General features: G+C 69.5%; 25 protein-coding genes. 9 read left to right on the plus strand and 16 right to left on the minus strand.

Annotated elements, in window-relative coordinates; translation table 11 throughout:
* Positions 1-55: 55 nt before the first annotated feature.
* From ACZ562_RS20045 to ACZ562_RS20080, 8 genes are all read right to left on the minus strand, one after another.
* Positions 56-1,672, minus strand: a complete 1,617-nt coding sequence (locus ACZ562_RS20045; RefSeq protein ID WP_471180663.1) for a sodium/solute symporter — start codon at positions 1,670-1,672, stop codon at positions 56-58.
* Positions 1,669-2,148 carry a DUF485 domain-containing protein gene (locus tag ACZ562_RS20050; protein ID WP_471180666.1) on the minus strand — a complete coding sequence of 160 codons (480 nt, stop codon included), beginning with the start codon at positions 2,146-2,148 and terminating at the stop codon, positions 1,669-1,671. The genes ACZ562_RS20045 and ACZ562_RS20050 overlap by 4 nt, the downstream gene beginning before the upstream one ends.
* A 170-nt stretch (positions 2,149-2,318) precedes the next feature.
* The gene (locus ACZ562_RS20055; protein ID WP_471180668.1) at positions 2,319-3,371 is read right to left on the minus strand and encodes an alcohol dehydrogenase catalytic domain-containing protein; all 1,053 of its coding nucleotides are present in this window, start codon (positions 3,369-3,371) and stop codon (positions 2,319-2,321) included.
* Between the two features lie 203 nt (positions 3,372-3,574).
* A complete protein-coding gene (locus ACZ562_RS20060; RefSeq protein WP_471180671.1) occupies positions 3,575-4,852 on the minus strand; it encodes an ABC transporter substrate-binding protein in 1,278 nt (425 codons plus the stop codon).
* Between the two features lie 5 nt (positions 4,853-4,857).
* Positions 4,858-5,967 carry a branched-chain amino acid ABC transporter permease gene (locus ACZ562_RS20065; RefSeq protein ID WP_471180674.1) on the minus strand — a complete coding sequence of 370 codons (1,110 nt, stop codon included), beginning with the start codon at positions 5,965-5,967 and terminating at the stop codon, positions 4,858-4,860.
* Positions 5,964-6,845 carry a branched-chain amino acid ABC transporter permease gene (locus tag ACZ562_RS20070; RefSeq protein WP_471180676.1) on the minus strand — a complete coding sequence of 294 codons (882 nt, stop codon included), beginning with the start codon at positions 6,843-6,845 and terminating at the stop codon, positions 5,964-5,966. Before ACZ562_RS20070 ends, ACZ562_RS20065 begins: the two co-directional genes overlap by 4 nt.
* Positions 6,842-7,765 (minus strand): ABC transporter ATP-binding protein, encoded by a 924-nt coding sequence (locus tag ACZ562_RS20075; RefSeq protein ID WP_471180678.1) that lies wholly within the window; start codon positions 7,763-7,765, stop codon positions 6,842-6,844. The genes ACZ562_RS20070 and ACZ562_RS20075 overlap by 4 nt, the downstream gene beginning before the upstream one ends.
* Positions 7,762-8,520, minus strand: coding sequence for an ABC transporter ATP-binding protein (locus ACZ562_RS20080; RefSeq protein ID WP_471180681.1), 759 nt, complete (start codon positions 8,518-8,520; stop codon positions 7,762-7,764). The genes ACZ562_RS20075 and ACZ562_RS20080 overlap by 4 nt, the downstream gene beginning before the upstream one ends.
* Positions 8,521-8,708: 188 nt before the next feature.
* Here ACZ562_RS20080 and ACZ562_RS20085 point away from each other — a divergent pair, with 188 nt between their 5' ends.
* Entirely contained in the window at positions 8,709-10,004 is a 1,296-nt protein-coding gene (locus tag ACZ562_RS20085; RefSeq protein WP_471180684.1) for a PucR family transcriptional regulator, read from the plus strand.
* Positions 10,001-10,723, plus strand: a complete 723-nt coding sequence (locus ACZ562_RS20090) for a TetR/AcrR family transcriptional regulator (RefSeq protein WP_471180686.1) — start codon at positions 10,001-10,003, stop codon at positions 10,721-10,723. The genes ACZ562_RS20085 and ACZ562_RS20090 overlap by 4 nt, the downstream gene beginning before the upstream one ends.
* A gap of 55 nt (positions 10,724-10,778) precedes the next feature.
* Here ACZ562_RS20090 and ACZ562_RS20095 read toward each other — a convergent pair whose 3' ends face one another.
* The 3 genes from ACZ562_RS20095 to ACZ562_RS20105 form a co-directional block, all read right to left on the minus strand.
* Positions 10,779-11,594, minus strand: a complete 816-nt coding sequence (locus tag ACZ562_RS20095) for an SAM-dependent methyltransferase (RefSeq protein WP_471180689.1) — start codon at positions 11,592-11,594, stop codon at positions 10,779-10,781.
* A 117-nt stretch (positions 11,595-11,711) separates the two neighbouring features.
* Entirely contained in the window at positions 11,712-12,113 is a 402-nt protein-coding gene (locus ACZ562_RS20100) for an ArsR/SmtB family transcription factor (RefSeq protein ID WP_471180692.1), read from the minus strand.
* 200 nt (positions 12,114-12,313) lie between these two features.
* Positions 12,314-12,688, minus strand: coding sequence for a hypothetical protein (locus tag ACZ562_RS20105; protein WP_471180695.1), 375 nt, complete (start codon positions 12,686-12,688; stop codon positions 12,314-12,316).
* Between the two features lie 582 nt (positions 12,689-13,270).
* Here ACZ562_RS20105 and ACZ562_RS20110 point away from each other — a divergent pair.
* Positions 13,271-14,062: a DUF429 domain-containing protein gene (locus tag ACZ562_RS20110; RefSeq protein ID WP_471180698.1), complete on the plus strand. Its 792-nt coding sequence runs from the start codon at positions 13,271-13,273 to the stop codon at positions 14,060-14,062.
* Between the two features lie 19 nt (positions 14,063-14,081).
* Here the strand turns inward: ACZ562_RS20110 and ACZ562_RS20115 are convergent, their stop codons facing one another.
* Positions 14,082-14,468: a cupin domain-containing protein gene (locus ACZ562_RS20115; protein WP_471180701.1), complete on the minus strand. Its 387-nt coding sequence runs from the start codon at positions 14,466-14,468 to the stop codon at positions 14,082-14,084.
* A 990-nt stretch (positions 14,469-15,458) separates the two neighbouring features.
* Between ACZ562_RS20115 and ACZ562_RS20120 the strand changes: the two genes are divergently transcribed.
* Positions 15,459-15,947 (plus strand): sortase, encoded by a 489-nt coding sequence (locus tag ACZ562_RS20120; protein WP_471180703.1) that lies wholly within the window; start codon positions 15,459-15,461, stop codon positions 15,945-15,947.
* Positions 15,948-16,046: 99 nt separating this feature from the next.
* A complete protein-coding gene (locus ACZ562_RS20125; protein WP_471180706.1) occupies positions 16,047-16,727 on the plus strand; it encodes a class F sortase in 681 nt (226 codons plus the stop codon).
* A gap of 138 nt (positions 16,728-16,865) precedes the next feature.
* Here ACZ562_RS20125 and ACZ562_RS20130 read toward each other — a convergent pair whose 3' ends face one another.
* The gene (locus tag ACZ562_RS20130) at positions 16,866-18,344 is read right to left on the minus strand and encodes a glutamate-cysteine ligase family protein (protein WP_471180709.1); all 1,479 of its coding nucleotides are present in this window, start codon (positions 18,342-18,344) and stop codon (positions 16,866-16,868) included.
* Positions 18,345-18,644: 300 nt separating this feature from the next.
* Positions 18,645-19,511, minus strand: coding sequence for a LysR family transcriptional regulator (locus tag ACZ562_RS20135; protein WP_471180711.1), 867 nt, complete (start codon positions 19,509-19,511; stop codon positions 18,645-18,647).
* Between the two features lie 152 nt (positions 19,512-19,663).
* Here ACZ562_RS20135 and ACZ562_RS20140 point away from each other — a divergent pair, with 152 nt between their 5' ends.
* The 4 genes from ACZ562_RS20140 to ACZ562_RS20155 all read left to right on the plus strand — a co-directional run bounded on the left by ACZ562_RS20140 (position 19,664) and on the right by ACZ562_RS20155 (position 23,878).
* Positions 19,664-20,857 (plus strand): four-carbon acid sugar kinase family protein, encoded by a 1,194-nt coding sequence (locus tag ACZ562_RS20140; RefSeq protein WP_471180714.1) that lies wholly within the window; start codon positions 19,664-19,666, stop codon positions 20,855-20,857.
* Positions 20,854-21,843 (plus strand): 4-hydroxythreonine-4-phosphate dehydrogenase PdxA, encoded by a 990-nt coding sequence (pdxA, locus tag ACZ562_RS20145; RefSeq protein ID WP_471180716.1) that lies wholly within the window; start codon positions 20,854-20,856, stop codon positions 21,841-21,843. Before ACZ562_RS20140 ends, pdxA begins: the two co-directional genes overlap by 4 nt.
* A 44-nt stretch (positions 21,844-21,887) precedes the next feature.
* Positions 21,888-22,571 carry a HisA/HisF-related TIM barrel protein gene (locus tag ACZ562_RS20150; protein WP_471180718.1) on the plus strand — a complete coding sequence of 228 codons (684 nt, stop codon included), beginning with the start codon at positions 21,888-21,890 and terminating at the stop codon, positions 22,569-22,571.
* A 485-nt stretch (positions 22,572-23,056) separates the two neighbouring features.
* Positions 23,057-23,878 (plus strand): hypothetical protein, encoded by an 822-nt coding sequence (locus ACZ562_RS20155; protein ID WP_471180720.1) that lies wholly within the window; start codon positions 23,057-23,059, stop codon positions 23,876-23,878.
* A gap of 23 nt (positions 23,879-23,901) precedes the next feature.
* Here ACZ562_RS20155 and ACZ562_RS20160 read toward each other — a convergent pair whose 3' ends face one another.
* Positions 23,902-24,438 (minus strand): barstar family protein, encoded by a 537-nt coding sequence (locus ACZ562_RS20160; protein WP_471180723.1) that lies wholly within the window; start codon positions 24,436-24,438, stop codon positions 23,902-23,904.
* Positions 24,439-24,554: 116 nt separating this feature from the next.
* Positions 24,555-24,890, minus strand: coding sequence for a DUF6233 domain-containing protein (locus tag ACZ562_RS20165; protein WP_471180726.1), 336 nt, complete (start codon positions 24,888-24,890; stop codon positions 24,555-24,557).
* Between the last annotated feature and the right edge of the window lie 110 nt (positions 24,891-25,000).

Here is a 25,000-nt window from a genome sequence, read left to right on the forward strand (position 1 = left end):
GAGGCAGATCCGGCAGGGCGCGCCCGGTGGCACGGCGCGCCCCCTCTCGCCGTGGTCATTCGGCTGCGGCGAGCAGCCGTGCCTCGCTCTCCTCGTACAGCCGCCGGTTCTCACGGCTCTGGGCGGCGCGCCGCCGGTGGTCCAGACGGCTGCCCAGCCAGCCCGCCAGGTAGCCGAACGGGATGGAGACCAGGCCGGTGGACTGCATCGGGAACAGGTCGAAGTCGGCGTCCGGGAAGACGGCGGACGGCGTGCCCGAAACGGCCTGGGAGAAGACCATCAGCACCAGAGCGCAGGCCGCGCCGCCGTACAGGGTCGCGAGCATGCCGGTGCGGGTGAATCCTCGCCAGAACAGAGAGTAGGTCAGTGCAGGGGCCACCGCCGATGCCCCGATGCAGATGGCCAGAGTGGTCAGTACACCGACGTCCCAGTTCTGGACCATGGTGGCCAGAACGATGGCAACGGTTCCCACGGCCACGCTCGCCCACGTCGCCACCGCCATCTCCGTACGCGGCTCCGCCTGTCCCCGTCGCGCCGCATGGGCGAACAGGTCGTGGGCGAGCGACGAGGCCGCGGCCAGGGTCATCCCCGCGACCGACGACAGCAGGGTGATGAACACCATGCCCGCCACGGCCGCGAAGAGAAGCGTCGTGCCGACGGCGGAGGCGTCCTGGCTGAGTGCCCGGGACAGCATGAGCACCGACGTCCTGCCGTGCGGATCGGCCGCGGTGATGTACTGCGATCCCACCAGGGCCGCGGCGCCCGTACCCATGATGATCACGAGCAGGCAGAAGGTGGTGACCGTGCTGACCGCCCAGGACATGGAGCGGCGCACGGCCGGTACGTCGCGCGCGGAGTACAGGCGCATCGTGATGTGCGGCAGGCAGGCCACGCCGAGGATCACGGTGATCTGGAGACTGACGAAGTCCAGCCGGTCGCCGGCCGAGGTGCCCAGCTGCAGGCCCTGTGTGAGGTAGGCGGGGCCCGCCCCGCTGCCCTGCTGGGCGGCCCTGAGGACATCGCCCGGGCTCCAGTCGAAGCGGTTCAGGACCAGGACGGCGACGACGAGGCTGGTGCCGAGCAGGAGCACGATCTTGATCATCTGGATGAGCGCGGTGCCGCGCATGCCGCCGATCGCCGCGTAAACGATCATCAAGCTGCCGACGAAGACGATGCACGTCGTCCTGGCACCCGTCCCGTGCGGGATGTCCAGGATGAAGGTGAGCAGCGACCCTGCCCCGGAGAGCTGCACGACCAGGAAGGGCACGGTCGCCGCGAGCGTCACGAGGCAGGAGGCGATCCGGACGGCCCGTCCGGGCATCGTGCGGGCGAGGACGTCGCCCATCGTGAAGCTGCCGGCGTTGCGCAGGGGCTCGGCCAGCAGGAACATCAGCAGGACCAGCGACAGAGCTGTGCTGACCGCCAGAACATAGCCGTCGTATCCGGCGAGCGCGATGATGCCGGTGGTGCTCAGCACCGTGGCCGCGGAGATGTAGTCGCCCGCGATCGCCAGCCCGTTCTTGAGCGGGGTGAGCGAGAGGTAGCCGGTGTAGAAGTTCGTCAGATCGTCGCGTTCCGGTCCCGCCATCACACACATCAGCAGCGTGAGCGTGACCAGGGTGGCGAACAGGATCAGGATGACGGCCTGTGTCCCGGCACTGAAGTCGTTCATCTCGCCGTCCCGGTGTTGCTGCCCGCCCGGACCGCCTGCTCCCGTACGACCAGAGCCAACGGGTCCACCGAGCGCTGTGCGCTGCGTCCGTACCAGAAGACCGCCGCGAAGGTGACGAGGAGTTGGAGGACCCCGAGGGCCATGCCCAGGCTCAGCTCCCCGGCAATCCTGGAGCCCATCACGTCCGGGGCGAAGCAGGACAGCACCACGTACACCACGAAAGAGCCGAGCGCGGTGAGCGTGGAGACCCGGCGGAGCAGGCGGTAGGCCGAGCGGAGGGCGGCGAGGTCGGTACTCGGCCGAAGGCTCTCGTGCGTGTCATGCCCGTGCCAGGGGGCCTGCCCGTACGAGTCGTACGGAGAGACGTCGTATCCGTACGAGTCGTACCGAGGGGCGTGTCCATAGGGATCGGACGGTGCCTGCGCCCATCGCGTCGGGGCTGGTGGCGGGTACCAGTTGTCATCGGCGTATGTCATCGCCTGGCCTTCCGGTGCGGCTCGGAGCCGGGGGTGAGCTGGGAAAATGGGTACGGCGGCGCACGATACCGACTGGTCGGAATGACTGTAAGCAGGCTGCACGTCACGTTTTGGGCTCGATGCCGCGGTCAGTGCTGATCAGCCGAGGGCCGACGGGCCGTCCACGTGGCTCACCGGGCCGGGTCGAGCAGGATCTTGCGGACACCGTCGGCGCGGCTGTTGAACAGTTCGTACGCGGCGGGCCCCTGGGAGAGGGGGACGCGGTGGGAGACGACGGCCTCCGGGGTGATCCGGCCGGCCTGGGCGAGCGGGATCAGCGCGGGGAGTTCGTAATGGATCGAGCAGAGTCCGATGGCGAACTCGAGCTCCTTGATCTGGGCCAGTCCCATGTGGAAGGGGAAGGCCTTGCTCTGGCTGACCCCGATGACGCTGACCCGCCCTGCCTGGCGGACGGCTTTGAGGGCGAGTTCGATGGTGGCGTCCGAACCCACGGCCTCGACCACGGCGTCCGGTCCCCGCCCGGCGGTCATCTCCCGAATGGCCGCCCGCGCGTCCTCGCCCTCGACCGGCTCGACGTTCATGGTGGCGGCGAAGGCACGCCGCTCCGCGACCAGGTCCGCGCCCAGCACACGGGCGGCGCCCATCGCGAAGGCGGATTGCGCGGCCATGAGTCCGACCGGGCCGAGGCCGATGACCAGGACCGTTTCGCCGGGCTGGATGCGGGCGCGGCGGCAGCCGTACCAGGCTGTGGGGGCGTTGTCCGTCAGGACGACGGCGGCCTCGTCGGAGATGCCTTCGGGGAGGTGCACCAGGTTGACGTCGGCGTGGGGCACGGCCAGGGCCTGGGCCTGACTGCCCGGAAGCTGCGGACTTACTCCGTAGCACGCATCCGTCGGGGCCTGGGCGCGTTCGCACCTGGCGGTGAGCCCCACCGCGCAGGTTCTGCACAGGGTGCAGCCGACCGAGGCGGGAACCAGGACCCGGTCGCCGGGCTTGAAGCGGGTGACCTGGCCGCCTGTCTCGACGACCACGCCGACGCATTCATGTCCCGGCGTGTAGCCGACCTCCGGGCTGAACCCGTTGCCTCCGTAGATGTGCAGGTCGCTGCCGCAGATACCGGCCGTGGTGACATGGACGACCGCATCGGTGGGACTGGTGACCGCCGGGTCCGGGACGTCCTCGTAGCGGATGTCGTGGCGGCCGCGGTAGGTCAGTGCCTTCACAGGATTCCTCCATCGGGGCGGGGCGGCGCGGCCCCGGTGTGTCGTCGACAAGGGCCGACCCGTGACGACGATACCGACCAGTAAGTATGTAAGGGGTGTGGCCTTCACCATACGTCCCCCGGGACCGTCCGGACGGGGGCGGAGCCTGACGAACGAGCTGTCCGTCCCCGCCCCCGCCGGAGTGATCGAGCGGGCCGAACGCCTCAGTGGGTGACCGGGCCGAACTCCTTGCGCGTGTCCAGCGGCTTGCCGAAGAGCGACCACCGCTCGCCCTTGAACCGCATCAGTTGCATCGTCTCGATCGGGAAGGCGTCATCGGGCCCGGTGGCCAGGGTGACGCCGGGCAGCAGCATGCCCACCTTGACGTCCTTGAGATTGCGCACCGCATCCCGCAGGCCCTCCCTGGTCGGGCACTTCATCGCGGCCAGGGCCTGGTGCAAGCTGGAGGCGACGGCCCAGCCGTAGGCGTTGAACTGGTTCGTGGGGTCGGCGTCCGACGCGAACTTCTTCATCGCCTGCCGGTACGCCTTCACCTCCGCGTCGTCGGTCCACTGCGGATCGGCGGGGTCCTTGAAGTACGTGGCCGACACCACGCCCTGGACGTTCTTGAAGCCGACCGGCTTGAGCACAGCGGCGGACGAGGACACGCTGTTCACGATGTGCAGCGGGTTCCACTTGGTGTTCTTGGCGTCCGCGGCGAGGGTCTGGCTGCCGAACTTGGGCGTGGTGATGTTCAGCAGCACATCCGCCTTCGAGCGGGCGAGGTTGGCCATCTGCGCGGAGACGGACGGGTCGGTGACCTCGTAGCTCTCCTTGGCGACCACCTTGATTCCGCTGCCGGCCACCGCCTTCGTGAACCCGCCGAGCAGGTCCTTGCCGAAGTCGTCGTTCTGGTAGAGAACCGCGACCTTCGCCTTCGGCTTGGTGTCCTTGAGGTACTTGGCGTAGACCCGTGCTTCTGCCACATAGTTGGGCTGCCAGCCGGTGGTCCAGGGGTGCTTGTCGTCCGTACCCCACACGGAGGCGCCCGTGGCGACGAAGGGCTGCGGCACCTTCTGCTTGTTGAGGTAGTCCCACACGGCCGCCGTGGAAGGCGTGCCCAGGGTCTGGAAGACAGCGAAGACCTTCTCCCGCTCGACCAGTCTTCTGGCCTCCTCCACGGCCTTGGGCGGCTGGTAGCCGTCGTCACGGACCACGAACTCGACCTTGCGGCCGTCAATGCCGCCCTTCTCGTTGACGTACTTGAAGTAGGCGGCCGCGCCCTTGCTGATCGTGCCGTACGCGGAGGCGGGTCCCGACAGCGGGTAGATGCCACCCAGCTTGATGGTCTTGTCGGTGATGCCGGTGGTCTGCTGGCCCTTGCACGCGCCGTCGGCGGCGGTGTCCTTGTCGTCCTGCCCTCGCTGGCTGGCACAGGCCGTGGCGGTGAGCAGAACTGCGGTCGCGGCTGCGGCCGCCCGCAGAGCGGTCTTGTTGCGCATTCGATTCATTCCTTTTCCGTGCGGGGCGGTGCGCCCACGGTTTCGGCGTCGAGCGGGGTGGGATCCGCGGGGATCGCGGAGGAATCGGGCTGGAGGGTCTGCGCCCGGTCCGGGGCGGTGGTGCGTGGGAGGTGACGGGAGGCGGCACCGCGGACGCGGCCCACCAGTCCGGCGAGTCCCGCCGGGGCCACGTACATCACCGCGATGATCAGCAGTCCGAAGACCACACCGGGTGCGGCCTCGCTGAGGTCCTGCGCCACGTTCGGCACGTACATCACGAACGCCGCTCCCAGCAGCGGTCCGTACAGTGATGCCAGTCCGCCCACGACCAGACCCGCCAGCAGCGTGATGGACAGGACGAAGCTGAAGGAGTCGGGCGAGACGAAGCCGATCACCCACGTGTAGAGGCAGCCGGCGACACCCGCGAACATCCCGCTCCACGCAAAGGCGAGGGTCTTGTGCAGCGACAGCCGCACACCCATCACCTCGGCCGCGCTCTCGTGGTCCCGGATGGCGAGCAGGGCACGACCGACCCGGGAACGCAGCAGATTGCGGGCGACCAGCAGTGCCACCGCGGTGACAGCGAGGACGAGGAAGTACAGCCACTGGTCCTCGGCCATGCCGCTCCAGGACGGCGGCTGCGGCTTGTCCACGGTCAGGCCCATGGAGCCGCCCGTCACCGGTTCGAGCCGCTTCAGCAGCAGCGGCAGGAACACCGCGAAGGAGAGGGTGACCAGGGCGAGATAGAGCCCGCGCAGTCGCAGTGCGGGCACGCCGAAGCCCAGGCCGAGCAGGAAGCATCCGACGGCGGCCACCGGAAGCGTGGCCAGATGGCCGATGTCGAACCGGTCGAGCATGACCGCCGCCGTGTACGCCCCGGCCGCGAAGAACGCGCCGTGCCCCAGGGAGATCTGCCCGCCCTGTCCGACCAGCAGGTTCAGCCCGGCGAGCGCCACCGTGTACACCAGCACCATGGTCAGCTGGAAGACCTGGAAGGGGGCGAAGTAGAACGGTACGGCGACGGCGGCGGCCGCCGCGGCCAGTGCGACGAGGGCGACCCTAAGGCGCCTGGCGCGGTTGTCGTGTGTGCGGAGGATCCCGTTGTCCGTGCTCATGCCCGCTCCACCGCCGCCCGTCCGAACAGGCCCTGCGGCCGCACCAGCAGCACCACCAGGATGATCACCAGCGGCACACCGATCTTGAGGTCCGCGCCGACGACATCCACGTACGCCCCGGCCAGCGTCTCGGCCACGCCCACCAGCAGGCCCCCGACGACCGCGCCGACCGGGCTGTCGAAGCCTCCGAGAGTGGCCGCGGCGAACGCGTAGATGAGGACGCCGCCCATCATGTTGGGCTCCAGGAACAGCAGCGGGGCGACGAGCACGCCCGACACCGCGCCGACCGTCGAGGCCAGGCCCCAGCCGAGCATCAGCACCCTGCCCACGCGGATGCCCGAGAGCCGGGCGGAGGCGGGGTTGGCGGCGACCGCCCGCATGACGAGGCCGACCGAGGTGTGCTGGAACAGCAGGTACAGCAGTCCCATCACGGCGGCCACCACGCCGATGATCCCGAGGGTGGACCAGCCGACGCTCACCCCGGCCAGGTCGATGCCGCCGTCGGGGAACGGCTGCGGGAAGTCCTTCACGGTGAACGACCAGATCAGGCCGGCCGCCGCGTTGACGAAGATGAACAGGCCCACCGTGACGATGACGAGGGTCAGTTCGGGGGCGCCCTCCACGGGCCGGATGACGACCCGCTCCACCAGCATTCCGCCGATGAAGGACACCGCCAGGGTGACCGGCAGGGCCAGCCAGAACGGCATGCCGGACGCCATCAGCTGCCACGCCACGTACGTGGAGAGCATGGCGAGCTCACCCTGCGCGAAGTTGACGATTCCGGTGAACCGGTGGATCAGTACGAGGGCGAGTGCCAGGCTGGCGTACACCGCGCCGGCACCGACGCCCTCGACCACCTGCTGGAGAAGTTCGGTCACGACGCTCCCCCACCTTGCCGGGAGCGGACGGAGACCCCGAGGTACACCTCGGCGACCTGCCCGTCCTCGCGTATCTGGTCGGCCGGGCCGGACAGCACCAGACGACCTGCCTCCAGTACGTGGGCCCGGTGCGCGATGTCCAGCGCGAGCTGGGCGTTCTGCTCGACGACAACCACAGTGGTGCGTTCCTCCTCGTTGACGGCACGGACGATCTCGAACAGCTCGCGTGTGACCAGGGGAGCCAGGCCCAGGGAAGGCTCGTCGAGGAGCAGCAGAGCGGGACGCAGCATCAGCGCCCTGCCGATGGCGAGCATCTGCTGCTCGCCGCCGCTGAGACTGCCCGCCGCCTGGCGGGTGCGCTGGCGAAGCCTGGGGAAGTAGCCGTAGATCCGCTCCAGGTCGGCCGCCACGGCCGCGCGCTCGCCCTTGCCGCGACGCAGGACGCCGGTGCGCAGGTGGGCGCCGACGCGCAGGTTCTCCTCGACGGTCAGGTCGCTGAACGTGCCCCGGCCCTCGGGCACGTGTGCCACACCGAGCCTGGCGGCCTGCTCGGGAGAGCGTCCCAGCAGTTGCGTGCCGTTCAGCGTCACCGAGCCGCGGCCGCGGACCATGCCGCACAGGGCCCGAAGGGTCGTTGTCTTGCCGGCGCCGTTCGGCCCCAGGACTGCGCAGACCTCTCCGCGTGCGACGGAGAAGTCGAGGCCCTGCAGCACGCGGGCCTGACCGTATCCGGCGTGCAGGTCCGACACCCGCAGGAAGTCCGGCTCGGCCGGTTCACCGGCCGCGGTGCTCTCCGCCTCGCGGCTCTCCGGGGCGTCCTGCGTGGCCGCGGGGGAGTGCCCTTCGGCCGGGTGGTCCTGCCCTGCCGGATCCGTCTCCGGCCGGCCGTCCTCGGGCCGGTCGGTGGTGTGGTCGCTCATGCCGCGACCCCCAGGTACGCCTCGATGACCGCGGGGTCGCGCTGGACCTGTTCCGGCGGGCCCTCGGCGATCTTGCGTCCGAAGTCGAGGCACACCACCTGGTCGCACAGGCCCATCACGAAACCCATGTGGTGCTCGACCACCACAAGCGTGAGGTCGAAGTCCCGACGGATCTCGCGCACCAGGTCAGCGAACGCGTCGACCTCGCCGTGGCTGAGACCGTTGACGGGTTCGTCGAGCAGCAGCAGCCGGGGCCGTACCGCGAGCGCCCTGGCCAGTTCCACCCGCTTGAGCGTGCCGAACGGCAGCCCGGCGGCGGGCTGGTCGGCGACGTTCGCCAGGTCCAGCCGCTCCAGCAGCTCGTCCGCCTGGGCGCGCAGCCGCGCCTCCTCGTGCCGGATGCGGGGAAGCCGCAGTGCCGCGGCGAGGTGTCCGGCGCGGCCCGTGCTGTGGGCGCCGACCATGACGTTCTCGCGGACCGTGAGGCGTGGGAACAGGCCCAGATTCTGGAAGGTGCGGGCGATGCCGCGGTGGGCCACGGCGTGCGGCGCGAGGCCGAGCAGGTCCTCGTCCTCGTACCGCACCGTTCCGGCATCGGGTGTGCAGCGCCGGGTGAGGCAGTTGAACAATGTGGTCTTTCCGGCTCCATTGGGCCCGATGAGCCCCATGGCGGTACCCGCCTCGACGGCGAACGCGACGCCGTCAAGAGCTGTGATTCCGCCGAAGCGCACGGTAATGCCGTCGACCGTGAGCATGAATGACGCCCTTTCCGAGGTCCAGGAGAATGGGAGAGCGTCACCGTAGGTGGGCGCGTTCCGGGCGCACATTGGGTGCGGAAACCCAACTTCATGTCCGATGACCTGTGCGCCGCGCACAGTCCCCCCGGAATCTCCGCCGCCGGACCTGTTGACGCGGCACGAGGTCGCAATGAACTATCAGCGCCATGCCTAGTGCGCTCATCGTGGGCACCCCAGCCCTTCCCGAACCGCTCCGACAGGAGCGGCGGCGGATCCTGCGCGCCGTGCAGGACCGGGTCGAGGAGGTGGCGGAGACCGCCGTGGCGGTGATGCGTGAGGAGATCCCGTCGTACGGGGTGCAGGACGAGCGGTTCTTCCACGACGTACGGGACCAGGTGCTCTCGCACTACAGGATCAAACTGACGGTGCTGGCTGGTGAGCGGGACATCGCCTCGGAGGACCTGGTCTTCAGCCGCGCGGCGGCCATGCGCCGAGCACGCGCCGGCTTCGCCCTCGAGGACTGGATGAGTGCCTTCCGGGTCGGCCGTCAGGTCTTCTGGGATGCGCTGATGGCGTGTGCGGGCACCTCACCCGCGGCGCAGCAGGCCGCGTTGTCCCTGGTCACGCCCTTGATGCGGTACGTGGACTTCGCCAGCACGCATGCGGCGCAGGCCTACGTGGAGTACCAGCAGCACATCGTGGCGGACGCGGACCGGGAGCGGAGGGACCTTCTGGAGCAGCTCCTGGCGGGCGTGGGGCCGACACGCGGCCCGCTGCTCGCCGCCGCGCAGGCGTACGGCATCGGGCCCCACTCACCGATGATGGTGGTCCTGGCGTCGTGTGTCCGCGACACCCGCACCGGGGACCCGGCCCTGGCCGAGAACGGCTACGCCACCACCGCGGCGATCAACGCCGCGGGTTACTGGGCCAGCAGAACCCTGGTGGTCGTGCGCCACGGTGAAGTGGTGGCCGTGCCCGTCGTGCGCGCCGGCATGGACGCGGAAGACGTGTGCGCACACTTCGACGCCATGCAAAGCCGGCTCGCCCGGGAGGGCACCGTGCTCTCCATGGGTATCAGCACGGTCGCCCGGGGCGCGTCCGAACTGCCACGTGCCTACCAGGAGGCACGGGCAGCCCTCGAACTCGTTCCGGACGAGGGCGGGGTGGCGGCGCTGCCCCGGCTGTCCCCGTTCGACTATCTGGCGCTGCGCGCCGACGACATCGCCCGGCAGCTGGTCGACCCCCGGGTGAGCGCGCTCCTGGACGAGGACCGCAGGCGCGGGGCCCCGCTGGCGGCCACGGTGCGGGCTTTCGCCCACGCGGACCTGAACCTGCGGCTGGCCGCGGAGCGGCTGCGCGTACATCACAACACGGCGCACTACCGGCTGCGCCGGATCGAGGAACGCACGGGGCGCAATCCGCGCCGTATCGCGGACCTCCTGGAACTGCTGGTCGCCCTCGCCATCCGCGACGGGGTCCAAGAAGGCGAGGACAAACGGTGAGCGAGACCGTTGAGCCGGCGCGGCCCCAGGCCGCGCGTCAGCGGCCGGCCGTGCAGGGGGTTCCTCCCGAGCCGGAATGCCCGGCTGCCCGGCGAGCGCTGCTGGACGCGGCGCTCGAGGTGTTCACAGAGCGCGGCTACACCGACGCCAGCCTCGCCGAGATCGCGGCGCGCTCGGGCATCCCGGTGGGCAATCTCTTCCAGCACTACGGCGGAAAGAAGGGGCTGTACCTGGAACTGTGGGAGGACTTCCGGGAGGAACAGGAACGCCGGACCGCACGGATGCTGGCGGCGGCGCGCAGCCGCGGGACGGAAGACCCCATCACCCTCTTCGTGGAGGGAACGAGGGCCTACCTGGAGGGCGCCTGGGAGAACCGCCGCATCGGCAGGCTGCTCGTGGACGACGACGGCCCCGCGGGGTTCGACGCACTACGGCGGCAATGGGACCGTGCGTGGGTGCGGCGCAACGCCCGGCTCCTGGAGGTGGACGAGCAGCGTCGCGCGGGCCGGGTACGGGTGATCGTGCTGACCACGGTCATCGGAGGGGCGGCGCGGGAGCTCGGCGACTGCGCGGACGAGGCGGAGGCGCAGGAAATCGTGGATGAGGTGTGTGGCATCCTCGTCCATCTGTGGGCGACCTCGGTCAGCGTGATGGGCGCGGACGACGGCCCGGAGCGTCGGCGTAGCGGCAGGCGGCCACTTCCTCGGCCTGTGCCTTGAGCGGGATCGTTGCGTCGCCTCGGGCCGCCTCCGCGCCCGGGGCCCCCGTCGGGTGTTACGGCTTGCGGGCGAGGCCGCCGTGCTCGCCGATGGATTCCGGGGTGGGGGAGGGGGATTCCGGGCGCCAGAGGGGGACCGAGACGACCCCGGGGGCGATGAGGTCCAGGCCGTCGAAGAACGCCGCGATCTGGTCGACGGTGCGCAGGATGTACGGGACGGCGCCGCTTTCGTTGTAGGCGTCCTGGGCCCGTTCGAAGACCGGGTCGATGCCCCGTGAACCGTCGTTGATGGAGAGATAGCTGCCGGACGGCAATGCGTCCATCAGGCGGGTGACGATGGAGCGTGCCTGGTCGTAGTCGGCGACATGGCCCAGGATGTTGCTGAGGATCAGGGCGGTGGGGCGCGTGAAGTCCAGCGTCTCGGAGGCGGCCGCCAGTATGCGGTCCGGGTCCAGCACGTTCGCGTCGACGTAGGCGGTCGCCCCCTCCGGAGTGGAGTAGAGCAGGGCGCGGGCGTGTGCCAGAACCATCGGGTCGTTGTCGACATAGACGATCCGCGTCTCAGGGGCGATCCGCTGGGCGACCTCATGGGTGTTGTCGGCTGTCGGCAGGCCCGTCCCGACGTCGAGGAACTGGCGGATGCCCGCATCGGCGACCAGGTATGTGATGTTGCGGCGCAGGAAGGCGCGGCTGCTGCGCGCGATGGTGACGATGCCGGGGAACACGGCGGTGTACGCGTCGCCGGCTTCCTCGTCGACGGCATAGTTGTCCTTGCCGCCCAGCCAGTAGTTCCAGATCCGGGCCGAGTGCGGCACCGACGTGTCGATCTTCTGATGGGCCGCGGGTCCAGGCGTCGTTGCATGGTCGCTCATGAGTACCGTCCGTCTCTCAGCCAAGGCAGGATCTTCAACGCACAACCTACGTCCCAACAGACATGCTGTGCACACCAGTTCACGATTCAAGTCGGTACGAGCGGTGGATGTCCCTTGTCATGTCCGGCTGCTGGTGCTGGTGCTGGTGCTGGTGCTGGTGCTGGTGCCGGAGTGGGGGTTGGGGAGCGGGGCGTCGGTTCGGCGCAGTTCTGCGAGGAGTTCGTTCCGTCCTACGAGAAGTTCCGTGAGGATGCGGCGTGCGGCGCGCAGAAGTTCGGCCACGTCGCCGCCGGCGAGGGCGTAACTGACTGTTGAGCCTTCCCGGACGGAGACCACGATTCCGGAGCGACGCAGTACGGCCAACTGCTGCGAGAGGCTGGAGGGCTCGATGTCGATGTCGGTGAGAAGGTCCCGCACGGGGACGGGACCGTTCTGCAGCAGCTCCAGGACCCTGATGCGCACCGGGTGGCCGAGCATGCGGAAGAACTCGGCCTTGGCCTGGTAGAGGGGCACTTGCATGGTGATGGCTCGCTCCCTGCCGCATTCAAGGGCGTTCTTTCTCGGTGATGCGGCGGCCTGCGCGTGCCGCCGCGCGCGTCATGCGCACCGATTTTCGCTGCTCAGGGCTCCGCGTAACCCCAAGTTGTGTTGATGTGGATCTCGCGAGTTGAAGAAGTCTTCAAGTGGCGGGCATACGGAGCCGATGGGCGTGTGCCTGCTTACACCTCGAGTTCCGCTTCGACGCGCTTGAGCTGATGGCGGGCCATGGCCAGGTTGGACCGGGCCCGGTCGAGGACGACGTAGAGGAACAGGCCGGCGCCGTGACGGCCCTTCACCAGCCGGATGAGGTGGTACTGGCTGCCGACGGTGATGAGGATGTCCTCGATCTCGCCCTTCAGACCGAGCTGTTCCATCGTGCGGACCTTGGCGCGGATGACGTCTGTGTTGCCTGCCGCGGCGACGACCAGGTCGAGATCCTTGCCGCCGCCGAGCGTACCCAGCGCCATGCCGCTCGTGTAGTCGACGATGGCGGCCCCCATCGCCCCCTCGACCGCGGTCATCATTTCCTTCAGGGAGATTTCGACATTCGCCATGGTGTTCTCTTTTCCTCTGCTCCATGGACCTGCTCGGCGGGTCCGGTCTTTCGACACCGAACCGTACGGAGCGCGTCCGCCAGAGGGGCGTGATGCTTTGGGACTGGCGCTGGAACTTCGAAATGCTCAGCGATCTGCGACCTTTTGATCGATCCCGTGCGGGGCTTGGCCGCAACAGGCTCTGACCGTGGCTGGTCGACGGGGATCCGGGTGATGCGGTGTGGTTGTCGGGGCGCACCTCCGGGTGCTGGGAGAAGGGGTCCATGGAGCCAGCCGCAGCGCCACGGTCCGCCGAAGGAGCAATGGCGCGGCAGGCGTGGGGTGACGTGTTCGCGATCCTGTCGGGGCCGACGGGCATCACCGCCCTTGATCCCGACGGCTAAGCCCGCGGATCGTTGAAGCCGGTCCGCGGGCCTTCCGCCGTGGCCGGTGCCGCTGACGCCGAGGGCCGCGCCCCGAGATCCTGCGGGACGTCGGCGTCGGCCTGACGCGACAACGGTCGAGTCGAACGTCTGCCGTTTCGACGCGGCTCCGCGTCCGGGCGGCTTGGGCCGCCCCGGGGTGCTGGGGGAGGATCCCGACATGATGCAACGGCAGACGGTGACGGTCGGCGTCGACCTGGCCGCGAGCGCACGGCGTACCGCCGTGTGCCGGGTGGTCTGGGATGGGGCGGGCGGCATGACGGCGGAATTCGTCGTCCCGGAAGGGGATGAGGATCTGCTGGAGATGGTCCGGGCAGCCGACAAAACAGGCCTCGACTGCCCGCTCGGCTGGCCGTCGAGCTTCGTGGCAACGGTCGTAGCCCACCACCAGGGCGCGCGGCTGCCGTCCCCCGCCCGGTTCCAGGAGCGTGCCGACGGCCGGGCCGGGCTGAATCCGCTGCGGTTCCGGCTGACCGACGACCTTACGTGGAAAGTGACCTCGATGCGGCCACCGCTGTCGGTGTCCACCGATCTCCTGGGCGTCGTGGCACTGCGAGCGGCCTATCTCCTTGACGCCCTCGGGGCGGCGGGCGCCCCCGTGCCCCGTGACGGCTCCGGACCGGTCGCCGAGGTGTATCCCGCTGCGGCACTTCGACGATGGGGACTCCGCCTCACCCGCAGTTACAAGAGCGCCACGCCCGAAGCGCGCTCCGTCCGAGAGCACATCGTCCGCTCGGTCGAGGCGGGACTGGGGTCGGCTCTTCCCGAGCCGGTGCGCACGGAGTGCACAGACAGCCACGACCACCTCGACGCCCTGGTCTGCGCCCTCGTCGCCCGCGCCGTCCTGGTCGGGGACACCCGCCGGCCGAGTTCTCCGGAGGAGCGTGCGGCGGCCCGGTCGGAAGGGTGGATCCACCTGCCGGGTACGGACCTCGCGGCCCTCCGCCGCTGAGCGGATCCCGAGCGGAGCCTCAGCCTGGTGCCGGCCCGTCGACGTTGAACGTCGACTGCCCTGTCCCGGCCCTCACGACGATGATGTCGGCGGGCTCCGTCGAGGGATTGCTCTCCCGGTGCACGGCGCCCTTGGGCACGTAGATGAAGTCGCCGGGGCCGGCCTCCACCGTATTCGAGCCGTCCGGGCCGAACTCCATCCTCAGGGCTCCTGTGAGGACGTAGATCACCGATTCGTACTCGCCGTGGTGATGCCAGCCGGAGACCATCCCGGCCTCGGTGCGGACGAACCCCGACCACGTCGCATCGGTGGCGAAAGCCTCCTGCCGGTCCATCCCCGGAGTGCTGGGCCCCGGCCTCCTGTCACCAGGAGCGGCGACGAGAACCTGATCATGTGCAGGGTCCATGACGACTCCTTGTATGGGCGGTCATGTCCTCCTCACAAGGTTAGCGGAGACCGGCTCCACAGCCCCGTGCGGACGCTCCACCGTGCCGGGCACTTTGCTACTGCGGCTGAGCCGGGTGAGCCGGGTGAGCCGGGTGAGCCGGGTGAGCGCACGTGGCGCGTGCCGGCAACGGGCAAGTGCCAGGCCATCCGCAGATCTTCATGACGCCCGCTGTCGTTCGGATGACGCCCGTGCGCCGGGCCAGGCTACGTAGTGGATCACGTGGTTCCACGGATGCCGTCGGGCGCGCGGTACGGAAGGGCCGTGCTGGTTCTTGGCCTCCGCGGTGCGCGTGTGCCGCGGGGCCCGGCAGGGCACGAAGGGGCGACTGGGCTGTGAGGCGCGTGATCGGTGGCCGTCGGCGGGAGGCGGTCAGCCTGGGGCCGGGCATCCGTACCCACCACATCCTCTGGCCCGAGTCCTTCCGGGGCGCGCCGGCCCGCGCCCGCGGCCCCGCGCACGCACTGGCCGCGCTGGTGTTCCTCGCAGCGCGCAAACCCTTCCCCCCGACCACCCGCTCCCGGATTCCGTATGTCCCACCGCCGTCGTGGTGGCGCCGGCCGCGGGGTCGGCGGCCGCGTGGACCGTGTGGGGTGGTTTCACGTCGCCGCCCCTCCCGGGACCGCCTCCAAGGAGGCCTGGACCGCTTTGATCTGGTGGGCCATCAGCTCACGCCGAACCATGTTGGGGCAGCACCAGGCCGCGGCAGCAACTCGCGCACCGCAGTCGTTAACCCATTCGCTGTCCCGTGGTGAATTCCTCCTTCGCGCAGGTCTCTGCTCCAGTGACCTGCGTAAATGATCATATGCGAGCAGCCAATAGGCCTGGCTGAGTGACACATTTGTCGATGCGTCAGGTTGCAGACCTGACGGACCGTCGGTTGCCTCGTCAGTGGAGCAGTACAGGGGCGCCGCGCAGACAGGCCGGCCACTGCTCCGTTGGAGGATTCCCTTGCGAAACAGACACGTTGGCGTTGGCATCGGCCTGATTGCCGGTGTCCTGGCTCTGCAGAGTCCGGCCGCTGTAGCAGCCGATGACTCCGGTGTATACATCCGCCCGTGGAAGGCCACGCCCGGCTCTACGGTCACCGTCAGCACCACGGCCTGCGGAACGGAGACCTACGGCAAGGGCGAGTCGGAGGTGGGTGGGAAGTTCCACCTCTTCGCAGGCGACCGCAAGGGTGTGCTCACCGGCCAGTTCGTGATCCCGGCGGGGACCGCACCCACCACCGACACCGTCACCCTCAAGTGCCCACCCCGGATCAAGCTCACGGATACGTACCAGATCGTCGCCCGCCGGCCGAACGGCGCCGTCGAAGCCGGTTTCGGAGACGCCACAGACAGGGACACGCAGCTCGCTGTGGGCGGCGTGCTGCTCGCGGCAGCCGCCGCCGGGTGCCTGGTCAGAATGCGTCGCCGCTCGCCCGGCAACCAGACCTGACACGCACTCCCGCCGTGCATCGGCCCCCGGCACCGTGTTTCACGTCCGGGGGCCGCATGGAAAGAACCCACCCCGCTGCAGGCAAGAGGCTCAACCGCGATGGAACCCGGGCACAAGACCAGCGCTTCCCCACCCCCGTTCGTCCCCTCGGCCAAGCATCTGGCTTGGCTACTGGCGGCAGGTGCCGTACTGGTGATCGGCGCGATGCACGACCGGCAGCCACCACAGCCGTCGGCAGGCCAGGCCTTCTCGACCCCCGTGGCAGGCCCGACGCTGCCCAGCCGCACTGCCTCGGCATCAGCGCTCGCCGTGCCGCCGCTGCCTTCCGCCACGCCCGTCTCGCTTCGGATTCCCGCCATCAACGTGAACGCGCCCCTGACCAAGCTGGACCTCGACCGGGCAGGGGCACTGAAGCCCCCGCCCGCCGACAACCGCAACCTTGCCGGCTGGTACGGCAAAGGCACGGCACCAGGCTCGGCGGGCACAGCCCTGATCGCGGGGCATGTGGACCTGCGTACCGGCCGCCCGGCCGTCTTCTTCCGACTCGGCGCGCTGACCAAGGGCGCCAGGATCGAGATCAGCCGGGCGGACCGGCGTACGGCCGTATTCACCGTCGACGCCGTGGAGGTCTACAAGAAGGCGAGCTTCCCGAACGAGAAGGTCTACGGCAGCTCCGACAAGCCCGAGCTGAGGGTGATCACCTGTGGCGGCGGCTACGTCAGGAAAGCCGGATACCAGGGCAACATCGTGGTCTACGCGACGCTCACCGCGGTGAAATAGGGTGACGGCCACGTGGCCACGGGCGGCCGACCGGACGTGCACCCCTTCTTCGTGGGGCACGGTACCTTGCCACCCGTCGGCGCCACCGGCTCCTTGAACGCCTGGGATTCGCCGCGCCCAGCGCCCCGTGTTCCCGTGTCAGTCGACGGGCCACGTGTGGACCGGGGCGTTGAGGTGCATGTAGTCGATGTACTGCTGTGTCATCCGCCGCAGGGCTTCGTGGCGGCCCGTATGGGTCCTGGCGGCTATGTGGTGGAACATCTCCTTCTGCCAGATGGCTCCGTTGCGGCCCGTGACGCACCGTTGCTCGATGATGCCGAGCAGGGGTTCGCGCCAGGCTTCGTCCATGCCGGAGCGTTCCAGTCCATGGTGTGCAAGCGGCAGCAGACGTCGCAGGACGAGTTCGGGTACCGGCACCTCGCCCATTCCGGGCCAGTACAGTCGGGCCTCGATGCCGTGTCGCGCCGCTGTGTGCAGGTTGTCCTCGGCGGCCTGGAAGGACATCCTCGACCACACCGGCCGGTCCTCTTCCACGAGGGCGCGGGTAAGTCCGTAGTAGAAGGCACCGTTGGCGAGGGTGTCGGCTACGGTCGGGCCGGCGGGCAGCCCGCGGTTCTCCACTCTCACGTGCGGCTTGTCGTGGGCGATGGCGTAGACCGGTCGGTTCCAGCGGTAGATGGTGCCGTTGTGCAGGGTGAGCTCACCCAGTTCGGGGACGTCTCCTTGGTCCAGTGTCTGCGCGGGGTCCTGCTCGTCGCACAGAGGCAGCAGTGCGGGGAAGTAGCGCAGGTTCTCCTCGAACAGGTCGAAGACGCTGTTGATCCACCGCTCTCCGAACCACACCCGGGGCCGCACTCCCTGCACCTTGATCTCCTGCGGCCGGGTGTCGGTGGCCTGCTCGAACAGCGGGATCCGGGTTTCGTGCCACAGTTCCTTGGCGAACAGGAAGGGTGAGTTGGCCGCCAGCGCCACCTGGACCCCGGCGATCGTCTGCGCCGCGTTCCAGTAGTCGGCGAACTCCTCGGGGGAGACCTGGAGGTGGAACTGGGTGCTGGTGCACGCGGCCTCCGGGGTGATCGTGTCCGCGTAGGTCCGCAGCCGGTCGATGCCGTCCATCTCGATCCGCAGGTCCTCGCCCCGGGCCGCGAAGACCTGGTCGTTGAGCAGCCTGTAGCGCGGGTTCTCCGAGAGCGCCCCCTCGCCCACGTCCTCCTGCCGCAGCGTAGGCAGGATGCCGATCATGATCAGATGTGCACCGACCGACCTGGCGCGCTGTTCGGCGTGATTCAGCGCGGCGCGGATCTCGGACTCCCAGTCATCGGGGCCGCCCTCCGTCAGACGCCGGGGCGGAACGTTGATCTCGAGGTTGAACCGGCCCAGCTCGGTGGACCACGCGGGGTCCGCGATCGCCTCCAGCACCTCGATGTTGCGCATCGCCGGCTCAGCCCGGTCGTCGACCAGGTTCAGCTCGATCTCCAGCCCCACCTGGGGCCGCTCCGACTCGAACCGTGACTCGCGCAGCATCTGCGCGAACGCATCGAGGCACTCCTGCATCTTGATCCGGTACCGGCGACGGTCCTCGCGGGTGAAGACCAGCGCCGGGACGTCGCGTCCCATCGGCCCTCCCGGGTTGCCCTCCTCGGACACCTCTCCACTCCAGCGTCGCACCACCGGACGCCCCGGACCAGGCGGGATGAGGATCGCCGCAACACCAGCACACCGAGCGACGCGGCAACGGGGGCAGGACCGCTCCCCAGACGTGCGGCTGGGCTCACACCGGGCGACCCCCGTTCCCGGTCCTGCAGGTGGTCTCGTCCGACGCAGAGTCCGTTCCCGGTCCTGGAGATGGTCTCGTCCGACGCGGCCGGCCGCTCAGCCGACCCGGCATCCGGACGGCGGGCGTACTGGTTGCGGTGGTCATGCCTGATCGGAATCGGCGTCCAGGTCGGTCGTCTGGGCCTGCAGCCATGAAGTCAGCCCGCGGACGCGCTCGTCCTGCTCGGGTGGTTGGCGGCTGAGGAGGTGGTAACTGGTCCCGTCCGGTACGAAGCCGAAGGGCGCGACGAGTTGTCCCCGCTCCAGATCGTCGCGGACAACGGCGTACGGGGCGATGGCGACCCCTACACCGGCCGTGGCGGCCTGGACGGTCAGGTAGAAGTGCTCCAGGGTCTGCTGCGATGCGGACTCCGCCTTCATCCCGGTGATGTTCCGCCAGTCGTTCCAGGCCCCAGGCCGCGTGCCGGTGTGCAGAAGAACGGCCTCCGCGACGCCGACGTCGGTGGTGACGCGGTCCGCGAGATCGGGTCGGCAGACGGGTCCGATCCGCTCCGCGAACAAGCGGGTGTGGCTCACCTCTTCGGGAAACGGGAAATCGTCCCGACGGATCGCGAGGTCGACGTTTTCCCGCTCGAAGAAGACCGGGCCTCCGCCGGCGGACAGATGGACGGTGACGTCCGGCAGGCTCACGGACAGGTCGGGCAGCCGCGGGATGAGCCATCGCATCAGCAGCGTGGGCTCGCACGAGAGGGTGAGCGGTCCGGCCGGAGCGCGTCGTGAGATCTGCCGGGCGGCGGCGTCGATCTGATCGAGTGCGTCCCTGACGACGGCCGCCAGCTGGCGCGCTTCCGGTGTCGGGCGCAAGGCGCGTGCCCGCCGCTCGAACAGTGATACGCCGAGGGCCCGCTCCAGGTTCTGGATCTGTCGGCTCACGGCGCCGTGCGTCACGTGCAGTTCCTGTGCCGCCGAGGTCATGCTCGCGTACCGGACGGTCGCTTCGAACGGCAACAGGGCATTCAGAGGGGGAAGAGCCGACCATCGCATGTATGAATTTTACTCACAGCAGTCGTGATTATGAATCGTTTGTCCTGAGCTTTTGTGGGGACGAATAATTGCTTCAGTCACGGAAGAGCGCGGACCGACCGACGGAGGGGCGGGGTATGACAGCGTTCAACGGCCCCAGGCCGAGCATTGCCATCCTTGCGGATGATCTCACCAGCGCGGGCGACGGTGCCGCACCGTTCCGCCGCAGTGGCCACGACGTACAGGTCCTGTTCTCCCCACCGGAGGCGGTGCCCGGGCAGGCCCACGGCGTGACCGCGATCGACCTCGGGAGCCGCCTGCTGGACGAGGAAGCCGCCTCCCTGCGGATGTGGAAGACGGCGCGCATGTTCGCCGGTTCCCGACTGCTCTTCAAAACGGTGGACTCCACGCTGCGCGGCCATGTCGCGGCCGAGGTCCGGGCCGCGTGGGCGGGGTCGCGGCGGCGTGCCGTCATCATGGCTCCAGCCTTCCCGGCGGAGGGCCGGGTGACGGTGGGCGCGGTTCAGTACGTGCGGGGCGTGCCGGTCCACGAGAGCGACTACGCCCGCGACCCGGCCCACCCCGTACGGTGCTCGGATCTGGCGACGGTGTTCCCCGAGGCCGTAGTGGCCGGGGGACACCGGACGGCCGAGCTGCCCGAACTGCTCGGCGACGGCGGCCTGATCGTGTGTTCCGCCGAGCGGGACGGCGACCTCGACCGGCTGGTGGCGGCGGTGCCGCGCCTCGACGACGTGCTGTGGGCCGGTTCCCCGGGGCTGGCGGCAGCTCTGGCAAGAAGGTGCGCGCTCACTGCCGGTGACACCGCCGCCGTAGCCGCGCCGGCCCGCCGACCGCTCGTCGTCGTCGGCAGCGCCAACCCGGCAACCCGTCGGCAACTGGCCGTGCTCCGTTCCCGGGCGGATGTCCAGGGCGTGACCGTCAGCGACGATCCGGCCGCGGCAGTGAAGGCGCTGGTCGGCCTGACCGCCCCCGTCCTCACCGTGCAGACACCTGACGAACGCCGCGCTCCACAGACCGCGCGGGCACTCGCCCGCTCTCTGGCGGCAGTGGTCCGCACCCTTGCCGAACAACGCCTGGTGGACGCGCTCGTCGTCACCGGCGGAGAGACAGCCGCGACCGTGCTCCGGGCCACCGGAGTCACCGGAATCAGCCTGACCGACGAACCCGAGCCCGGCGTCGCCCGCGGAACCGCGCTCGGACGGCTCGCCATCCCCGTACTGATCAAGGCGGGCGGCTTCGGCGACGACGACCTGCTCCTCCGGCTGTGCCACATCATCCGGCATCCCCTCGACCGTGGAGACCACGCATGACCCCGATCGCCATCACCATGGGCGACCCCTGCGGAATCGGCCCTGAGGTCACGCTCAAGGCGTGCGCCGACCGACGGCGCACCATGCCCGTCCTCGTGATCGGAGACGCACACGTCCTCGCCCGGGCCGACGGATTCGCGAACACGGGCCTGGCCCTCCACCCGGTCACGTCCGTCGACCAGGCAACGTACGCACCTGGCACGGTGGACGTCCTCACCGAGACGGCCCTTCCCGCCGACCTGCCGTGGGGAGCGCTCGACGCCCGCGCGGGCGCGGCATCCTTCGCGTACGTCCGCCGGGGCATCCAGCTGGCCCTGGGGGGAGAGGTACGGGCCCTGGTGACCGCGCCGATCAACAAGGAAGCACTCCGCCTGGGCGGGGTCTCCTACCCCGGACACACCGAGATCCTGGCTGACCTGTCCGGCACCGGCGACTACGCGATGATGATGGCCAACGACGAGCTGAGGGTCGTCCTGGTCACCGTCCACCAGTCGCTGCGTACGGCCATCGACGCGATCGACACCGAGCGTGAACTCGGCATCATCCGGCTCACTCACCGCACCCTCCGGCGCAGCGGTCTCATCGCCCCGCGCATCGCGGTCGCCGGACTCAACCCGCACGCCGGGGAGAACGGACTGTTCGGCCGCGAAGACCTCGACGTCATCGCCCCCGCGATCGAGGCCGCACAGGGCGAAGGAATCCAGGCCAGCGGACCCTGGCCGGCCGACACCGTCTTCATGAGGGCCCGCGCCGGAGAGTTCGACGCCGTGATCGCCCAGTACCACGACCAGGGCCTCATTCCCGTGAAGTACCTCGGGCTGGAACGCGGGGTCAACATCACCATCGGCCTGCCCTTCGTACGCACCAGCGTCGACCACGGCACGGCCTTCGACATCGCCGGTCATGGCACCGCCGACCACGCCAGCCTGCTCACCGCCCTGCACCACGCAGACCGTCTGTCGTCCGTGGCGGCAGGCCACCGCTGAACGCCGAGCCTCGATCCACCCGCAAAGAAAGCCGAAGGGCCATCGTGGACTTCATCTTCATGCTCACCCGCAACGACCGCACCGTGACCGACTGCCTCGAGGTCCTCGACGCCGTCAAAGGCCTCGGCATCACGCACATAGGCTTCAAGGACGTAGGCGTCGACCGCGGCACCCTCGCCCAACTGCACTCCGCCGTCAAGGACTTGGGTGCCACCACGTACCTCGAAGTCGTCAGCACGAGCCGGGACGAGGCCCTCGCGTCGGTACGCACGGCATCCGAACTCGGCGTCGACCGGCTCATGGGCGGTACCTGGATCGAGGAGACCCTGGCTCTCCTGGACGGCACATCCATCGGCTACCTGCCGTTCGTCGGAGAGCCCCTCGGGCACCCCACCCGCCTCGCAGGCACCCCGGACCGCGTCGCCGACGACTGCCGGCGAGCGGAAGCGGCCGGCTGCGCCGGCGTCGACCTGCTCGCCTACCGTGCCACCGAAGCGGACCCTCTCGACCTGGTCCGCGCCGCCCGCGCCGCCACCACAGGCCGCCTGGTCGTCGCCGGCTCCATCACGAGTACCGACCAGATCCAGGCCCTCGCAGCAGCCGGAGCCGACGCGTTCACCATCGGCTCCGCTGCGTTCGACGGCTCCCTGTCGCCACATGCCGGAACGATCGGATCCCAACTGGCCCCGGCACTCGAAGCGGTCAGCGCACTCGACCCCTACCGCTGACGGCTCACGCCCGCGTCCTGCCGGGAGTCGGGGTACTGCCGAGCGGGTCCCGCTGGGGCGGCACGGTGGGCAAGCGGCTCCTTGCCTTGGACGCCGGCGGCTGAGTGGGCAGCGGGGTGTCATGCGGGCCGGCGATCGCTCACCTCTTACGCAGTACGAGTGAATCAGTCGACTTTTCCGTTCCGGCGCTGGTGGTGAGTCCCCTACGGTCTGGGAAAGATCCGGCGGCTGCAGGGGAGGTCCCAAGCGCGGGCGCCGGTTGAAGGGCGCACCTGATGTTGGGGTTGTGGAAGTCGCCGGGCATGCCCAAGGCCCGGCCGGGCCACCGCCGTTGGACCACGGCGGGCGCATGGTTCTCGGTCGGTGTGGCATGTCTCGCAGGAACTGTGCTGACGGTCACCGGGTGGTGGGCGCTCGAGAGCCGGACGGTGCGGGTGGCGGGTTTCGGACCGGCCGTCGGCTGCTGGGCGTTGACCGTTTCCTTGATGTTCCGCGCGTCGGGGACGCGGGGACGGGTGCGGACGCGTCTGCTGCTGTCGGCGGTTTCCGGGGCAGCCGGGGGTATGTACCGGGCCGCTGTCAACGTGCTGTCGGCTCACCCCGCGGAGTGGGGACTGGGCGCGCGACCGTTGCTCACTTCGCTGGTGGTCGCCGGAGTGACGATGGCGGTCGGTCTGGGGATGGCAGGTCTGGTGGTCGCGGCCGACGCCGGTACCGGGCGGCACATGTGGCTGAGGCGCCTGCTTGACGGGGTCGTCACAGCTGGGTCCGTGTACATGACCGGATGGGTACTGCTGCGGGGCGCGGGAAACGGCTGGCGGCTGGAAACGGGACTCGTGGGTGTCCTCTGGACCGCGGAAGTCGTGTTTCTCAGTTTTCTGTTCGCCCTGCGCCGGCTCGTACGGCTCGACCAGCGGGCCACTGTGTGGGTGGCGGTCGTCGGGCTGTCCCTCACGCTGATCGGTGACACCCTGCGACTGTGGGTGGTCAGCCCGGAAGCCCCCGAAGTGATGCCTACCCGGCTGGCCGACGCCTTGGCCACGGCCGGGCTGCTGGTGGTCGCTGCCGGCCCCTGGGTGCCCGGCGGGGCGTGCGTCCTGGGCGCCGGCCGGCCGGCGCTGCGGCTGGGTATGGAGGGCGCCGCGGCGTTCGTACCCCTGACCGTCTTCACGGTCATGGCGCTGGGATATGCGTTGGCTCCCCTCGCCCCCGATCCGGTGCTTCTATGGGTCGGCGGGACGGTGTTGCTGGGCCTTTGGGCACGCCGGACGTTCGTGCCGGGCGAGAACACAGGAAGAGATGCCTGAGTTGCGGAGCTGTCCAGCGGGGATCAGGAGGGATGACGACTGGCGTCGAGCCGTTCCGCGTGGTTCCACATGACAGGCATGGCGCCAACCGGATCGAACTCGATGTCCGGATCGTTGCTGTGGACCAGGCCCATGATGCGGTGTCCGAACAGCGCCGCGCTGCGGGCGCGGTCGGCGAGGATGTCCAGAACGATCTGAGCAGCTCGCGGTTCAGCGCCGGCGAAGTGGTCGTAGTCGGTGAAGACAAGGACCAGGCCGGTCGCGTCCCTTCTGCCGCCGTACGCGAAGGACTCGACGTCCCGGAGGCAGTCGTTGAGTGCGTCGAGGTTGCGTCCGTAGTAGTCCGGGAAGTCCAGTGCCGAGGAGACGTCGCGGTGCATGTCGGCTTCCGTCGTCCACTGGCCCGCATCCATGACGACGACCTGGTAGTCGTGGTCGCGCAGCCATGCAGCGGCTTCGTCCAGCAGACTCCGGCGCCAGTAGAGAGTGATGAAGGTGTTCGTCATCAGGCGCAGGGCGAGGTCGTCGGACGGGTCGGCGTCGGGGTCGAAGGCAGCCACCGGTGAACCCTAGCTGACGGGCTCGCAGAGGGAATCCCGGTTTCGCGCGTCCTGGGTCCTGTCGTCAAGTCCCCGTCGTCCGCCCGGAGGGCGGGCGGGAAATTCGACGACAGGGCCTAGTCGAGCATCCCCAGCTCGGTGTCAGGATGGCAGTGCGGGCAGGCCTTGACCCCTTCGGTGAGCGCGCGCAGCGCCTGCTCCCGGCCGACGCCCTTACTGCGTTGGCCCGCCATGTGACAGCCGCCGACATGCACGTACACGGGTACGGCGTCACGGTTGAGGCCCTGCTCGAGGAGCCAGTCCGGCGCGGGCGGCCGCGCCCGTATTCCGCGTTGTCGCTCGGTCTCACGCCGCTCGGCGTCTGCGATCTGCCGCCGGACCCGGTCGAGGGTCAGGACCAACCAGGTCTCCAGGGTGCGGAGGCGCGGCAGATCCGGCGGAAAGTCGTTCACGTGTTCGATTCTATGATCGCGGGGGCGTACTGCAATCCCAGGGGGGTGGTTTCCGTGCCGGTGAAGGCTGAGCATCGTCCTTCGGGGCTGGCTAGAGGCGGGACGTCGGC

Source organism: Streptomyces sp. NPDC040410, assembly GCF_055595715.1.